General features: G+C 33.2%; 11 protein-coding genes. 7 read left to right on the top strand and 4 right to left on the bottom strand.

The window, feature by feature from the left end; all coding sequences use genetic code 11:
• Both QM536_05670 and QM536_05675 read right to left on the bottom strand, forming a co-directional pair.
• Window positions 1-683 (bottom strand): site-specific DNA-methyltransferase (locus QM536_05670; protein MDI9356496.1); only part of this gene is annotated, 683 nt, incomplete at its 3' end.
• Between the two features lie 4 nt (window positions 684-687).
• Window positions 688-1,509: a hypothetical protein gene (locus QM536_05675; GenBank protein MDI9356497.1), complete on the bottom strand. Its 822-nt coding sequence runs from the start codon at window positions 1,507-1,509 to the stop codon at window positions 688-690.
• A gap of 634 nt (window positions 1,510-2,143) precedes the next feature.
• Between QM536_05675 and QM536_05680 the strand changes: the two genes are divergently transcribed.
• From QM536_05680 to QM536_05705, 6 genes are all read left to right on the top strand, one after another.
• Window positions 2,144-4,390 (top strand): RelA/SpoT family protein, encoded by a 2,247-nt coding sequence (locus QM536_05680; GenBank protein MDI9356498.1) that lies wholly within the window; start codon window positions 2,144-2,146, stop codon window positions 4,388-4,390.
• A gap of 24 nt (window positions 4,391-4,414) precedes the next feature.
• Window positions 4,415-5,110, top strand: coding sequence for a phosphoribosyltransferase family protein (locus QM536_05685; GenBank protein MDI9356499.1), 696 nt, complete (start codon window positions 4,415-4,417; stop codon window positions 5,108-5,110).
• Window positions 5,111-5,364: 254 nt separating this feature from the next.
• The gene (secA, locus tag QM536_05690) at window positions 5,365-8,742 is read left to right on the top strand and encodes a preprotein translocase subunit SecA (GenBank protein MDI9356500.1); all 3,378 of its coding nucleotides are present in this window, start codon (window positions 5,365-5,367) and stop codon (window positions 8,740-8,742) included.
• Between the two features lie 64 nt (window positions 8,743-8,806).
• A complete protein-coding gene (locus tag QM536_05695) occupies window positions 8,807-9,976 on the top strand; it encodes a hypothetical protein (protein MDI9356501.1) in 1,170 nt (389 codons plus the stop codon).
• Between the two features lie 45 nt (window positions 9,977-10,021).
• The gene (locus QM536_05700; GenBank protein MDI9356502.1) at window positions 10,022-10,963 is read left to right on the top strand and encodes a hypothetical protein; all 942 of its coding nucleotides are present in this window, start codon (window positions 10,022-10,024) and stop codon (window positions 10,961-10,963) included.
• Window positions 10,964-10,968: 5 nt separating this feature from the next.
• Complete coding sequence (locus QM536_05705; protein ID MDI9356503.1) at window positions 10,969-11,823, top strand: transporter; 855 nt, start codon at window positions 10,969-10,971, stop codon at window positions 11,821-11,823.
• A gap of 20 nt (window positions 11,824-11,843) precedes the next feature.
• Here QM536_05705 and QM536_05710 read toward each other — a convergent pair whose 3' ends face one another.
• Complete coding sequence (locus QM536_05710; protein ID MDI9356504.1) at window positions 11,844-12,542, bottom strand: hypothetical protein; 699 nt, start codon at window positions 12,540-12,542, stop codon at window positions 11,844-11,846.
• 63 nt (window positions 12,543-12,605) lie between these two features.
• Window positions 12,606-13,538, bottom strand: a complete 933-nt coding sequence (gene mdh, locus QM536_05715; protein ID MDI9356505.1) for a malate dehydrogenase — start codon at window positions 13,536-13,538, stop codon at window positions 12,606-12,608.
• Window positions 13,539-14,070: 532 nt separating this feature from the next.
• Between mdh and QM536_05720 the strand changes: the two genes are divergently transcribed.
• Window positions 14,071-17,276 (top strand): alpha-amylase family glycosyl hydrolase (locus QM536_05720; GenBank protein ID MDI9356506.1); only part of this gene is annotated, 3,206 nt, incomplete at its 3' end.

The following is a 17,276-nucleotide window of genomic DNA, read 5'->3' on the forward strand; positions in this document are numbered from 1 at the left end:
AAGTTTCGTTTTAATTTTTTGCAAAGTACCAATTCACTGCCACTACCACCAAACAAAATTAAACAGTCATCATTTTCTTGGGTGCAAGATTTAATAAGCATTTCAACTAAAGGTAAAGGAATTTGGCAAGAGTGAAAAGTCTTGTCCTTACTTACGTTTTTTACAAGGTCGTAGTAAAACCAACTGTAAGGCATACGCCCCAAGTGTCCTGCGGCAATTCTTCCCATTATGCGCTTGTCAGTTGGATTTTGATATGGTACGGCTACATTATCCTTGTAAAAATTATTGTCTTTGCTTTTTGTAACGTGCAATATACTTCTGTGTGCTGTTGTAAAACGCCTGTGGCTATGCCCTACATTCGTGTTGTAAATCCAAACATAGTCTTGCACATCAAAAGCAATATCGTCAAAATATTTCACTCTCAAATGTGCATTTTGTTTAGGGTAATTCATCATGAATAAACTACCTGTTGGCTTCAAAACTCTGTAACATTCTTTTGAAAGTTCTATGTACCAATCTATGTAGTCGTTCCATTTGGTCGTATAATTCTTTCCTGCATAGTTGATGCCTACATTGTAATCGGGGTCGCCATAAACCATATCCAAACTCTCGTCTGGAAGTTGACGCAAGACTTCTAAAATGTCTTGGTTAAAAACTTGGTTTCTAAATTTTTCGATGCTCATAAAATTAAATTTGGTTAATTAATTTATATGAACAAGATTTGATAAACTTGATTGAAGTTATATCAAGTAGATTTTTAAAAGTGTAAGCCCACAACTTAATTGTGTCGTGAGTTTTAGATTTTTCTCTAACTACATAAACACAAAATATTTCTTTTATTTTGCCTTTAAGTTCAGTCTTTTTGTTGGCATTGTAATAGTATAAAAATGGGTGGTAAATTTGGTATATGCTAAATGTGTCGGGCTTGCCATTTTTCCCTTCAAATACACCAACTGTTCCTTGAAATTCAATAGTCAAATCTACTTCAATTTGAATATTTTTCATTTCAAGTTTGACGTTTTTGCCAAAATTGTATTCAAAAGAGGTTTTTGTTCTGTGTGGGAAGTAAGTTTTAGGTCGTTTTGTACTATCTACATCTTCAAATTCCGTGTCTTGTCCGAACAGAAAATGGTGTAAAATTCTTTGATTATTTGCAACAGATAAAATATTGCTTTCACTTGAATTGTACTGGTTTAAAAGTGATTTTTTGTAACTCCAATCAATTATTTTTTGAATTGGTTCAAAGTCGTGAAAAACTTTATCAATCCCTTTAATAAACTTGTGGCTACCACTACCAATGTGGATAATAGCGTAGTCGTTATCAACTAAAATTTGGGGTAATTTGGTTTTATTGTCCAATTTGGTAACGTCAAATGGGTTGCCAAAACCAACCTTTTTACAAACGTCTTTTACCAAGTCGTTATGAAACTCAAAATTGTTTTTCTTCTTACAAATTTTGAATATTTCTTCAATAACCTGCGATTTTTTATTTGCTTTTTTTTCAGCCATTTTAAAATACGATTGTAGCGACAAATTTAGTCATAAACATTGAAGTTTGGTTAGTCTGTTTGAAGTTTTTGGTGTCACTCGTAGCATTACGCCTAAGGTATACTTACACGAACTTTAGTCCGCATTTTTTTAATTAATGTATATAAATATCATGTTTCATAATGCTATTGCACAAAAATATATAAAACATGTGTTTTTGAATTTTGAGTCCGTCATTGAAAATCATTTTTACAGAAATATTGCATTTTATACCTATTGATAATCAAACAGTTACAAAATTATAAATGTACCAAAAGTAATTTTTCAGAGCGTACTTACATTTTACATAATTGTCAGAATATTTCAAAATACTTGTATCCTTCTCTTCTTTTTTAAATTAAATAATTAAAATACTTTCATTTTGTATATCAAGCCACAATATCATTTAAAATGAGCTTATTTATTTTTTTGAGGTGCTATTTTTATTGTTACACAAAGGACACAAGGATAGAGGGAGATAAATGTTACATTATATTTTTATTTTATGCAAAGAAAGAGAATTAAAATGGAATCTTTAGAACTTTACTTGCATAAAAGATTGTTTTTTTATAGAGATATTGTATATTGAGAAGTTTTTCAAATCATTATGTATTGTATGAATATGGATATTACGAAAGAGGAAATGGCGCTTATAGAGAAAGAAGGAGTGCAAAGAATATACAAAGAACTGATTGCCTCATCAGAAGATTTTTTGAAAAAAGAAGATGAGGTAAAGATACACGAGGCATACGAGCTTGCGAAGGAACATCACGGAGATATTCGCAGAAAATCAGGTGAACTCTACATACATCATCCGCTGAGAGTAGCAAAGATTTGCGTTCAAGAAATAGGATTGAGAACGACAAGTATTATTGCGGCGCTGCTTCATGATCTTGTAGAAGATACAGAGATAACCTTAGATGATATTGAAAAGAAATTTGGTAGTGAAATCTCCAATTTGGTAAACGGATTAACCAAGATAAAAAATATTACTAGAATCTCCTCAATAGATACGGAAACATTTAGCAATCAGGCGGAGAACTTTAGAAAAATTATCTCTACCATAGCAGAAGACGCTCGTATTATCCTGATAAAATTAGCCGATAGATTAGATAATATGCGGTCTTTGGAATATATGCCTGCTCATAAGCAGATAAAGATTTGCTCCGAGACCTCTTATTTTTATGTTCCCCTCGCTCATAGAATGGGATTATATAACATCAAATCAGAGTTAGAAGATATCTGCCTCAAATATACAGACCCCACCAATTACCATTCCATTATCGAAAAAATAGAAAGAATAAAAGACGAACAAGAAGGGTTTATAGAAACGGTGAAGGGAGAACTAAAAATTATCCTAGATACAAAAAATATACCCTACAAGATATTTGGCAGGATAAAGTCCGTCTCTTCTATCCTTCACAAAATAGTTCATAAGAAAGTAAATTTTTATGAAATATACGATATATTTGGAATAAGAATTGTGTTAGATGTGCAAGAAGACAAGGAACAAGACACTTGCTTTGATGTCTATAGAACTATAAAAAAAAAATACTATTCTGATGAAGAACGTCTTCGGGATTGGATATCTACCCCTAAATCAAATGGATATGAAGCATTGCACGCTACTGTTATGAGCCATCAAGGAAAATGGGTAGAAATACAAATCCGCACCAAACGAATGGACGAAATAGCAGAAAAAGGGGTCGCCGCTCATTGGAAATATAAAAATAAAAATCACCCCTCTGAAAACGAAAGTAAATTAGACGCGTGGTTTCATTCCCTAAAACAAATTCTCAATACATCAGAAAAGGAAGACATCTCCGCAGTAGAATTTATGGAACAGTTTCGTTTAGAATTAGACGAAGAGCAGATATTTGTCTATACCCGAAAAGGAGAATTAAAAGAACTACCCAAAGGTTCTACCGTATTGGACTTTGCTTTTTCTATACACGAAGATTTGGGAACCCATTGCATAGGAGCAAAGGTAAACCAAAAACTCGTATCATTAGAATACAAACTTCGAAATGCAGAACAAGTAGAAGTGCTTACCACTCACAATGCTATTCCATCTTTAGATTGGCTCAATAAAGTCATAACCTCAAGAGCCAAAAAATACATTATAAAACACCTTTCCGACGAAGATAAGACACTTATAAATAATGGAAAAGAGATACTAATAGAAATACTCAAAAAAAATAAACAAAGCTATTCAGAGGAATTGTTATACGAAATGAAAAAATACTTTTCCATCAAACACAGTCCCGATCTGTTTTATAAATTAAACAGCGGCATAATTTCAAGCACCGATATAGAATATTTTATATCCACGAGACATAATAATGTGCAAACAGATTCTTTTTATAGAAACACAGAAAAACTGATAGAAAGACTACAACAAGAAAAAAATAAAAAACATATAGAAGTAGGGGAAACGTACGATTTTATACACGTATCTGTGGCAAAAAATTGTTGCTTTCCCATCAAAGGAGATACCATACTTGGCATTCTTAACGTAGGAGAGATTATGATACATAAACAAAACTGCCCCGAAGCAATAAAAACAGCATCACAATTTGCGGATACAATCATAAAAGCACAGTGGAGCGAATTAGCAAATCAAAAATACCTCATAGCCATAAAATTAACAGGAATAGATAGAATGGGAATGGTCAATGATGTCACCAAAGTAATATCTGAAGATATGAACGTAAATATGAAATCCATTAAAATGCAAACAAATGGATCTATTTTTGATGGAGAAATAAACGTGTATGTTCATGATTTAAAAGAAATAAGCTACCTTATCCAAAAATTACAAAACATACCCAGTATGTATGATGTTTGTTTAGAAAATAAATAAACTCTTTTTTAATTTCCTCCATCTATGCCTCTAAAAATTTGGAAAGATTTTTCTTCTCTCCTTTTCCCAATAACTTGTTATGCTTGCAAAGAACCACTGGTGCAGGGTGAAGAATACCTTTGTATTCATTGCAGGAGTAGTATATCAATAGCACAAATAAACCCCGAAAAGAACTCTTTTTTAGATACCCATAGTTATGTTATGGGACTTACTTTTGCGATAGCTTACTTTCGATTTTCCAAAGAAGGAATATCCCAGAAAATGTTACATACATTAAAATACTCTTCGCATCAAGATATTGGTAACATTTTGGGAAAATGGTTTGGAGAATACCTATCCAGCCATTATGATATAAAAAAATTTGATGGACTTATACCTGTTCCTCTTCACAAAAGAAAAGAAAAAGTACGCGGATTTAATCAAAGCCAGGTCATCGCAAATGGAATATCCGAATCTACCAAAATACCTGTAATGACAGATATATTAGAAAGAAATGTCTATACAGAGACCCAAACAAAAAAAAATAAAGTACAACGTATAGAAAATATAAAAAATGTATTTGCCCTCAAAAATCCCGAGAAAATAAAAGAAAAATCATTGCTGATCGTAGATGATGTAGTCACTACGGGAGCAACAATTTTAGAATGTGGCGAACTCTGTATAAAAAATGGAGCAAAAGAATTTGGCATTTGTGCTTTGACTTCTAAAGACATCTTATAATACCTATAAAAAATAAACTCTATAACAACCTTGTTCGTTTTTATAAAAACGCATAATTTAATAGCGTTAAGAAAAAAGTTCTGATAGAGAATAGAATATAAAAATAGAAAGATTTTTTATCATAAAGTTATTTAAAAATGTCAAGTATTTATTTAAAAATACTATTATGAGCAATACTGTTTTTATTGCCTTATTTATTAAATTATTGAAAAACCTTAAAACTATTATATCACACTTATTTAATTATCAAAAAAATGCTACACACCATACCCGCACTTTTGGCAAAGATATTTGGAACAAAATCAGAAAAAGATATTAAAGGTATTATGCCAATAGTAGATTTAACAAACGAAGAATTTGTAAAACTACACGATATAACAGACGAAGAACTCCGAGAAAAAACAGATGAACTCCGATCTATTATTCAAGAAAGAACAAAAGAGATAGAATACCAACAAACAAGTTTAAAAGAAAAAATTCAAGAGAATTCAGAATTATCCCTTCCCGAAAAAGAAGAGATTTTTAAAACCATAGACACCCTTGAAAAAGAAAAAAATGTGGTGATAGAGACCGTTTTAGAAGAGATAATGCCACGTGCCTTTGCAATAGTAAAAGAAACAGCAAGAAGGTTTGCAGAAAATAAAGAACTGGTAGTGAACGCAACCGACTTTGATAGAAAGATAGCAAGAACAAAAAAAAATATAATCATAGAAGGAGAAAAAGCTATTTGGAAAAATCAATGGATAGTAGCATCTAATACCCTTATATGGAATATGGTTCATTATGATGTGCAACTTATTGGGGGAGTGGCATTACACAGAGGAAAAGTTGCCGAAATGTCCACAGGCGAAGGAAAAACCCTTGTCGCTACTCTCCCCGCATACCTCAATGCACTAGTAGGAAAAGGAATACACATAGTTACTGTCAATGATTACCTAGCAAAAAGAGATTGTGAATGGAACGCACCCCTCTTTGAATTTCACAAAATGCGAGTAGATTGCATAGATAAATACCCATCGCACACCCCAGAAAGACAAGAAGCCTATAGAGCAGATATTATTTATGGAACAAATAACGAATTCGGATTCGACTACCTCCGTGATAATATGGCAAGAACACCCGAAGACATGGTGCAAAGAGTCCACCATTTTGCTATGGTAGATGAAGTAGATTCCGTACTTATCGATGAAGCAAGAACCCCTCTCATCATATCTGGACCTGTTCCAAAAGGAAGTGTTCATAAAGAATTTAACGAATTAAAACCAAGAGTACTCCGATTAGTAGAAGAACAAGAAAAACTCTGTCGCTCGTATCTCAATGACGCAAAAAAACTCATGGATTCAAAACCAGAAGAAGCAGGATTATCTCTTTTTAGAGCTTTCAGAGGTTTACCTAAATATAAACCATTAATAAAATATCTCAGCGAACCAGGAATAAGAGCCATCCTCAAAAAAACAGAAGGATATTACCTCCAAGATAATCAAAAAGAAATGCCAAAAGCAGATGAACCACTCTTCTTTAAAATAGATGAACGGCACAGCACCGTAGAACTAACCGATAAGGGTTTAGAATTTATTACACAATCAAGCGAAGAAAAAGATTTTTTCATACTTCCTAATGTAGGTGAAAAACTCTCTGAAATAGAAAAAAAAAATTTAGATGACATCCAAAAACAAGCAGAATCAGAGAAAGTAATACAAGAATACCAAACAAAATCCCAAAAAATACATACTATAACCCAACTTCTAAAAGCATATACACTCTTTGAAAAAGACGTAGAATACGTCCTCGCAGAAAATAAAGTACAAATAGTAGATGAACAAACAGGACGTGTGCTATCCGGAAGAAGATACTCAGACGGTCTACACCAAGCAATAGAAGCAAAAGAAAACGTCACCATAGAAGAATCCACACAAACTTATGCAACTATAACCCTACAGAACTACTTCAGAATGTATCACAAACTCGCAGGAATGACAGGCACCGCAGAAACAGAAGCAGCCGAACTTTGGGATATTTACAAATTAGACGTAGTAGTTATACCAACTAATGTCCCTACTATCCGAAAAGATATAGATGACCAAGTATATAAAACAACCCGAGAAAAATTTAACGCCGTTATATCAGAAATCAAAGCAAATACAGAAAAAGGAAGACCCGTATTAGTAGGAACAACCTCTGTAGAAATATCAGAACTCCTCAGCAAACTCCTCTCTTTTGCTAAAATGAAACACCAAGTTCTCAATGCAAAACAACACCAAAGAGAAGCAGAGATAATCGCAGAAGCAGGAAAACCAGGAACTGTTACTATTGCTACAAACATGGCAGGAAGAGGAACAGACATTAAACTCACCCCCGAATCCCGAGCCGCAGGAGGACTCGCTATAATAGGAACAGAAAGACACGAATCCCGAAGAGTAGATAGACAATTACGAGGAAGAGCAGGAAGACAAGGAGACCCCGGAAGTTCTAAATTTTTTGTATCCCTCGAAGACACCCTGATGCGACTCTTTGGATCAGACCGACTCATCAAATGGATGGATAGAATGAAAATGAAAGAAGGAGAAGTATTAGAAGGAGGTATCCTCACCCGAACTATTGCCAACGCACAAAAAAAAGTAGAAGAAAATAACTTTTCTACCCGAAAACGCCTCTTAGAATATGATAACGTTATGAACTCCCAAAGAGAAATCGTCTACAGCAGACGAAAAAATGCCCTTTTTGGAGAAAAATTAGAAATGGATATTCTACACATGATATACGACGTATCCGAAGATATTGTAAATAGAACCAAACAAACCCAAAGTTACACAAACTTTAAAATAGAAGTACAAACAAAACTCGCAATAGACCCCCATATAAATGTAGAAAATTTTGAAAACCAAAAACCACAACAACTCATAATCCAAATCTATAAACAAACACTTCAAGCATACACCCAAAAAAAAGATACCATCAAAAAAGACATCTTCGAAAATATAAAACAAATGCTCTTATACAAATCCAATAATATTTCGGACATTACTATCCCTTTCACAAATGGAAAAAAACAACTCTACACAACAGTACCTATTTCCAAAATACTAGAAACAAAAGCCGATAACGTAATAAAAGAAGTAGAAAAATTTGTAACTCTCTCCACCATAGATGAATTATGGAAAGAACACCTCAGAGATATGGACGACCTCAAGCAATCCGTTCAAAACGTCGTCTACGAACAAAAAGACCCACTCCTCGTCTATAAATTTGAAAGCTTCGAAATGTTTAAATCATTCCTCAACAGAATGAACGAAGAAAACCTCTCTTTTTTAACACATTTTAATATCCTAACACCACAAGAAGGCATTAATAAAAATGCTATACCACCAAAAAACAAAGAAAAATTAAAAGAAATCAAAACCGATGCCGATACCATAAACCGCCCATTAACTACCCATAACAATAATAATAACCACCCAGAACCCCCTCAAAATAAAGAAGAACCTACAAAAACTACACCTGTAAAATCACAAAAAATAGCCGATAGAAATCAAAAAATAACAGTCCGATACTTAGACGGCACCATAAAAAAAGATGTCAAATACAAAAATGTAGAAGAAGATATTCAAAATAAAAAATGCACTCTGATATAAATCAAAAATAATAAAAACAAAAAATAGAACTACTGTATCACCGTACAAAAAATAACATAAAACAATGCGTTTTTCAGAAATAAAAGGATTAACCGACGTAAAACAACAACTCATAACATCGGTTCTTAAAAATAAAATTGCACATGCACATATATTCTCAGGCGAAGAAGGAAGTGCAAATATGTCCCTATCCCTTGCTTTTATAAGCTTTATACTGTGCGAAAATAAAAACGATACCGATTCCTGTGGAAAATGTAACGCATGTTATAAAACAGACCGACTTATCCATCCCGATATACGATTCTCTTTCCCCATCTATAAAATAACCGGAACAACAGGAGAAGAAAACAGCTCTCAAAGTTTTTTAGAACAATGGAGAAAATATATATTGAATTATTCTCCTTCAAAAACATTTATATCTGTAAATAATAAAAATATCTACGGAGGACTACAAGATTGGGCAAAATTTTTAAAAGAAGAATCCAAACCATTTCAAATATTTAGATCAGATAGCTCTTTCATTATACAATCGCTTACTCTCAAACCAAGCGAATCAAACTATAATATAATCTTTCAATGGCTCCCCGAAGAACTCCACTCCTCCGGTGCAAACGCACTACTCAAAATTATAGAAGAACCACCACCAAACTGTCTTTTTATATTTGTTTCCCATAATTATGAAAAAATTATGAACACCATAAAAAGCAGATGTAGATACATAAAAATCCCGCCTTTTACACAGACAGATATAGAAAATTATACCACAGAATACTTCCCAAATAATCAAAAAATAAAGGAAATAGCACTACTCTCCCATGGAAACCTAAATAAAGCATGGAAATTACTAGAAATGGAAGAAGAAAACTTTTTTGACTTCCTTCAAAAATGGATGCGAGCATGTTGGTCAAAAGATATAAACAACCTCCTGTCTCTAACAGAAGGATTCGCCCAGAAAACAAAAATATCTCAAAAAAACACAATTCAGTATACATTACATATAATAAGAGAAAGTGCTATAAAACATTTCCATATAGATACCACATCTCAAACCGAAGAAGAACAAAAAACTTTTGTAACAAATTTCTCAAAAGCACTTACCACAGAAAATATGCAAAATATAACAAAATTATGTGACAAACTCATTGATTACATAGATAGAAATGCAAATATAAAACTGAGTTTTTTTAATATATCATTACTCATAGCATCAGAATTAAAAAATAAAACAAATTAAAAGTATTACTTATACTATTTCATACAATTGTATCAATATAATAAAATGAACGAAATAATAAGAATAGGTGCAGTAAATAGCTACATAGGACAAGCTTATGCCAAGTGTATATCTGATATGTTATCCCAATCAGGACTAAATACAGAAACAATTCTCATAGATACCGTAGGTATAAAAAAACAACAAAATACCCATAATATTTCCTACTTTTCTGAAATGGAACAAGCTCTCAAAAATCAAACCGTAGATATAATTGTTTTTGCTTCTGAAGACACCCCATTAGATATTCCGGACGACTATGAAATACTAGCCTTTACCAAAAGAGTCCTCATCAACGACGCAGTCATAACTACTCAAAGTAATTTAAGCATAATATTAACCGACCCAAGGGAAGAAAAAATAGAAATTGGTACCTCTTCAAACCTTTTTAAAGCATTATTAAATAAAGAATCACATTTTATTAAAAGTATTGATATAACAGGAAATTTGGAAGAAAGAATCCAAAAGATGGCATCAGGAAAATGTGATGGAATTATTATGCCTTTTTCACATATTCAATGCATGGGTTATTGGAGGTATATTACAGAAGTATTAGATGCTAATACATTTATTCCTGTAGTGGGACAAGGCTCTATTACTATAAAATCTCTCTCTTCTCTCAAACAAAACATCAAAACAATCATAAGAGACTTGTTAAACGACGTAAACACAGAAATATCTATTCTATCCGAAAAAGAATTTTATAAAAATATAGACACTACACCAAACCTTCCTATATTTGCAATAACAATCCTAAAAGAAAATAATATCCAACTCATCGGAGGAGTAATTTCCTTAGACGGAAAAACAATGGTAAAAGATTATCAAACAGGAGAACAAATACATGCCTTAGAGCTTGCCCAAAAACTTGCAGAAAACGTATGGCAAAAGGGAGGATGTGATATAATAGAACAAACAAAAATAGATATTCTTAATAATAATAAATAATAACAATGAAAAAAAAATTAATAATATGTGCCTTATTATTTTATTTCACAACCACTTCATTAGTATTTGCAGGAGGTGGATGGGTAAGTAAAAAAAAACATGGGTATTTCAAAATGGAACAAAGAGCGATTATAAACGCAAATACTTTTTATAATGAAAGTGGAGAGGTAGTATCTATTACAGGAAGTTCTATATATTTTTCTAATTTTTATGGAGAATATGGCATCACTAACAATATAGATATAATTGCTACTATTCCTTTTTTTGTAAGAAGTATTCAAAATTCTATTAAACATCTCAATAGTAGAAGTTTTACAGAAGGAGATGAACTCAATTATGTTGGCGATTTACTTGTAGGGGCAAAGTATGGAATTTTACAGAAAGGAAGCGTAGTACTCAGCGGAAGTATGTTTTTTGGTATACCTACGGGAAAAGTAAACGGAGGAAAAACAGAAGTATTACAAACCGGGGATGGTGAATTTAATTTTATGCCGAGATTAGATGTCGGAATATCTCTCTATCCACTCCCTGCTTATATAAATGTTGGAACAGCAGTAAACCTCAGAACAAAAGGATTTTCTAATGAATTCCACGCAAGTTTTGAATTTGGTTGGACCGTGAAGGAAAAATTATTACTATCCGGTAAAGTATGGCTTTTAAAATCTTTCTTTGACGGAGCAGGACCATCAGCCCAAAATGGAATATTCTCTAATAATATTGAATATCTTGCTATAGGTCCACAAGTGACCTATTTTATTAATAAAAATTGGGGAGTATCGGCATCCATAGATGGAGCTGCGTATGGAAAAAATATATTAGCAGAACTTACTTATGGCTTAGGCTGTTTTTACAGAATGTAAATAGCAAATACCATCTCATACTATTTATCAAAAAGAAGAAGATCAGGGCTTTGAGCAACATTACTATTGTTCAAAGCTCTATCTTTTATATACACTTCTATGCGAAAAGTATCTCTACTGATCACATAACGAAAATCATTATCAACCATTACATATCTTATGGTACCATAAACAGATTCATTTACAAATTTATTTTGAAGTACGGGAAACCTTGCATTAAAACTATATTCACAGCCCGGATTAAAAATAATACGTTCATATAATCCTTTTTTTTTTCTATAAAAATCTATAAATATATTTTTATTATTCTCATTTTTTTTTATGAAAAAGGTATCTTTTTTCCCATCTATAGTAAGTATCTCATAATCATTACAATTATAAGGCGGTCTGTTATCAGTAGGAGAGTAGCTTCCTAAGGAGCCATTCCCTTTTCTTACCCAAAATGGAGGAGAATAATTTTTACCCCCTTTAGTAACGCGTAATTCTTTTGAATCTACAATATGGTTATAAGCTTCGTATGGAAATTGTGTTGCATTACTATTCAGACCTAAATCGGCATCACCGTCTTGAAATTGTAGAGTTAGTATAAGTGAATCTGTGCTTTGAGGATTATAAATAAATTGTAAGGATTCAAAAGAAATATGTGGTACCACAGAAAAATTATCTCGGGAAAAACAAGAACAAAAGAAAAGGAATACTAAAAAAAAAGATTTATTCATAACTATAATTTTGAGTCCACCCCAAGAGTATGCTTCTCAACAACCTCGGAGTGGACTCATTTTTTAAACATTGGTTTTATCTAACACATCCATTACTTCTTTTACGTGTTTGCGACTATTTTCCATATCTGCCATTTCTTGGGAATTGAGTTTGAGTTCTATTATTTTTTCAATACCATTTTTCCCTAATATAACAGGCACTCCTAAGTAGCAATTTTTTATTCCGTATTCCCCTTCTAATTTTACACAAACGGGAAACACTCTTCTTTGATTTTTTACTATGGATTCTACCATTTGAGCAGCAGCAGCTCCTGGTGCATACCAAGCAGAAGTTCCCATAAGTTTTACTAGTTCTCCTCCTCCTGTTTTTGTTCTTTCTATAATCGCTTTTAGTTTTTCGGAAGATACCAATTCTGTCACAGGAATACCTGCTACAGTTGTATAACGAGGAAGTGGAACCATTGTATCACCATGACCACCTAATAGCATTGCTTGGATTTCTTTTGCAGATACTCCTATTTCATCAGCTAAAAATGCCCTATATCTTCCTGTATCTAATATACCTGCCATCCCCATTATTTTTGTTCTCGGGAGTTTGCTCGTTATATGTGCTTGATAAGTCATCACATCTAATGGATTGCTTACTACGATTATAATACATTGAGGAGAAAATTTTATTATATTTTCTGTGACAGATTTTACTATACCTGCATTTACACTAATAAGATCGTCTCTGGTCATACCAGGTTTACGTGGTAATCCCGATGTAATAACTACCACATCAGAATCTTTTGTTTTACTATAATCATTTGTAAAACCCACTGTTTTTGTGTCGTATTGAATAATGGGTGCTTTCTGCCATATATCCAATGCTTTTCCTTCTGCTACCCCTTCTTTTATGTCTATTAAGACAATTTCATTCCCTATTTCTCTTGATGCTAAAACATCCGCACACGTTGCGCCTACATTACCAGCGCCTACTACTGTTATTTTCATTTGTTAACTTATTAAAAAAATTATTGTTTAAAAATCATAATAATCCATAGAATACAATATAAATAATATATTTAAATATAAAATGATTCTACTTTATATAACGTAATCAAAGGGTCAAAAAAAACAAAAACATTGCTTAAAATTATGTGTTTTGTGAAACTTTAAAAATAAAAAATAATATACTATTCGCAAAGCTTACAAAATAAACACAAAACAAAAATAGCACCTTAAAAAACATGTAGATTATTATATTGTATTTGAATTATTGAACATCTTATAAAAAAATTGTTATAAAACTAAAAGTGGTTTTTTAGATATTTAATAACTCACTTTACACAAACATTATATTCAAAAAGGTTATTATAACATTTTAAAAAGGTAAAAGAGTGAAATTTTATTATATCTTTTCGTAAGGTGAGTTACTAAAGTGGTATAACATCTTTTATTTTTTAATTTCCACAAAAGACACAAAGAAAATATAAAAGACAGAAAATTAAAACATATCATCATTTGTAAATTAATTAAAAAACCAATGAAAGCTTTATATATATATTTTTTTTTAATAAGTACGGTATCACATTATGAATGCTATGCGCAGAGTACACAGATAGTAATTTTAAACCCTTCTACAGCTACAGCTGAAGACAGTGTAGAGATAATATATGATCCTTCTTTGAATACAACAAGTAGCAGTATTTTAGGAACGAATACTCCTCTTAGCACTGCTGCTACATCTATTTATATGCACAGCGGGGTAGTTACCGTTTCCAATGGTACGAAATGGAGTAATATTATAGGTAATTGGGGAAAAGACGATGGCATAGGAAAGATGCGAAAAATAACGGGAACTAATAAGTGGAGGATTAAAATTTTACCGCGGGCTTATTATAACGTTCCTGAAGGCACTAATATATTTAGATTAGCAATGGTATTTAGAAATGCCGAAGGAACTGCCGAAGGAAAAGGAAATTTAGGAACTTTTACGGGAGGGCAGGTGCTTGCTAATGGGGATATCTATGTGAATCTTACTATCAATAATTATGTAACAATTACTTCTCCTACGTCTTCTATTATTTTTCAAACGGGGATTGATTCTGTAAGATTTGAGGGTGTTGCTATTTCCAGTAGTGGTGCAGTGCCTTCACAAATTTCTTTGTTTATCAGTCAAGATGGAGGAGCATTTCAAAATGTAAGAGTCCGCACAAATACCAACACCATAACTTTTCGTAAATATGTAAGTAGTTCTGCAAAATTTACTGTCAGAATAGAAGCTGTTTACGCAGGAAATATTGTGGTGGTAGGGATACAAAGTTTTTCTATCAATGTGAAGCCCGTCACTCCCATTCTTCCTTTGCCTGCGGGAGTAAAAAAAGGTATTAATTATCACCCACAAGACCCTACAAGAGCTACCTTAGTTCTCCATACACCTAAAAAAACAAATCAAGCACGGGCTAAAAAATTTGTGTATGTAGTAGGGGACTTCAGTAATTGGGAAACAAATAATACTTTTTTCATGAATCAAACTGCAGACTCGTCTTATTTTTGGATTGAGTTACGTAACCTTATTCCTGGAAAAGAATATGTATTTCAATACTGGGTAGATGGAAATATAAAAATTGGAGACCCGTACGCAGATAAAATTGTAGATACTTATAATGATATACAAACAACAGATACTCTGTTTCGTTCCTCTCGAATCCCCCAAGAATACGAAATAGCAAGCGTTTTGCAAACCAATCAAACTGCTTTTGCATGGGAATCTACAGAAAATACTCGCACTAAACCGAGAAAACAAGACCTCATTATATACGAACTTCTGATACGAGATTTTTCGCCAGAACATTCTTTCCAATCAGTCATTGATTCTTTACCTTATCTAAAACGTCTCGGCATCAATGCAATACAACTTATGCCTATTATGGAATTTGAAGGAAACGAAAGCTGGGGATATAATCCTTCTTATTACTTTGCTCCTGATAAATACTATGGTTCCAAAAACGACCTCAAATTATTAATACAAGAAGCCCATAAACAAGGAATGGTAGTTATTTTAGATATGGTATTAAATCATGCATTTGGACAATGTGCTTTGTCTCGGCTCTATTGGGATGAAGCAAACAACAGACCGAGTGCTGAAAACCCATGGTTTAATACTTTTGCACCCCATGCGTATGGATTAGGGTCGGACTTTAATCATGAAAGTACCTATACACAAGACTTTGTAGATGAAGTAAATAAATATTGGCTACAAGAATTTCATTTTGATGGATACCGATTTGATCTTACCAAGGGATTTACTAATACCTCTAGTAGTGGTAGCAATGATAATGCTAATTACGACCAATCTCGTATCAATATTCTCAAAAGGATGGCAAATAAAATATGGGAACACAGCCCCGGTGCATACGTTATATTAGAACACTTTGCAGATGCGAGCGAAGAAAACGTACTGGCTTCCGAAGGAATGCTCCTATGGTCAAATGCCACTTATACTTACGGGGATATTTTATTAGGAAGCACTTCTGGCAATACTAACTTTGTACAAAACAATACCCGAGTCAACTACATGGAAAGCCATGACGAAGAACGACTTATGTATAAAGCAAAAGCTAGCTCCGCAGGTAATGGCTCCTATAGAGTAAATGACCTCAATATTGGTTTGAATAGAGTAAAAACACTCGCCACTCTTTTTTACACTGTCCCAGGACCAAAAATGCTTTGGCAGTTTCAAGAACTCGGTTATGATATTAGTATAAACTATAACGGAAGAGTGGGAAATAAACCATTGGTATGGGGAAATAATAGCTTACAATACTATCAAAACGCGGAAAGACAAAAACTCTACAAAACTATTGCTGCTCTATTCAAACTCATAAATGAAAATAGAACAGCATTCACAGAAGGATATTTTTCATCAACCACAACAGGAGATTTTAGAACTATTTCTATAAATCATGAGAACCTTTCAGTCGCTATTGTAGGAAATGTGTATCTCCAAGAAACAACAGGCAATATTCCTTTTGCTAGAACGGGAACATGGTATGATTACTTTACGAGAGAAACAAAAACAGTAAACAGCTTGAATGGAAATAGTATTACCCTCGCCCCTGGTGAATTTCATATCTATGTCAATAAACAAACAGTCACTTTTCCTGAACCAGGACTAGTAGATGTTTTCAAAAGACAAGTAATAACTCTCTCTCCCGCAAAATTAATCCCCGAAGACAGCGTCACCATATATTTTGATGAATCGCGTTCTGTAACACCATGTGGGCTTCTCCCCATAAACAGCCAATACGCAAAAGATATTTATCTCCATAGCGGAATTCTTACTCAAAATATCACCCCTACAACTAATACAACATGGGAGCATGATGATGAATGGGTAAATATAAGAGAAGGTTCACGTGGATTAATGACCAACTTAGGAAACGGTATTTGGAGAACCAAACTCGGACCTTCACTAAAAGAGTATTATAATGTAGGAGGAGATACTGTCATTTATAAAATAGCGATGATATTCAGAAACTCTGAAGTGTATGGTCCCCCTAAAAACGATACCCCTGAAGCACGTGGTATTCCTGGCGATACAATTGGTGGAACGGGACTTGTTCCTCTCATTCGACCCGGAGATACTAACTCCAGGTGTAATCCTAGCGATGCATGCACTGCAAGATGCGGAAATATATGGATGAACATTACTCCTCCCGATGCTTCCGTCCTTATCCAATCCCCTCA

This window comes from Chitinophagaceae bacterium (assembly GCA_030053935.1).
Lineage (GTDB): Bacteria > Bacteroidota > Bacteroidia > Cytophagales > JASGCU01 > JASGCU01.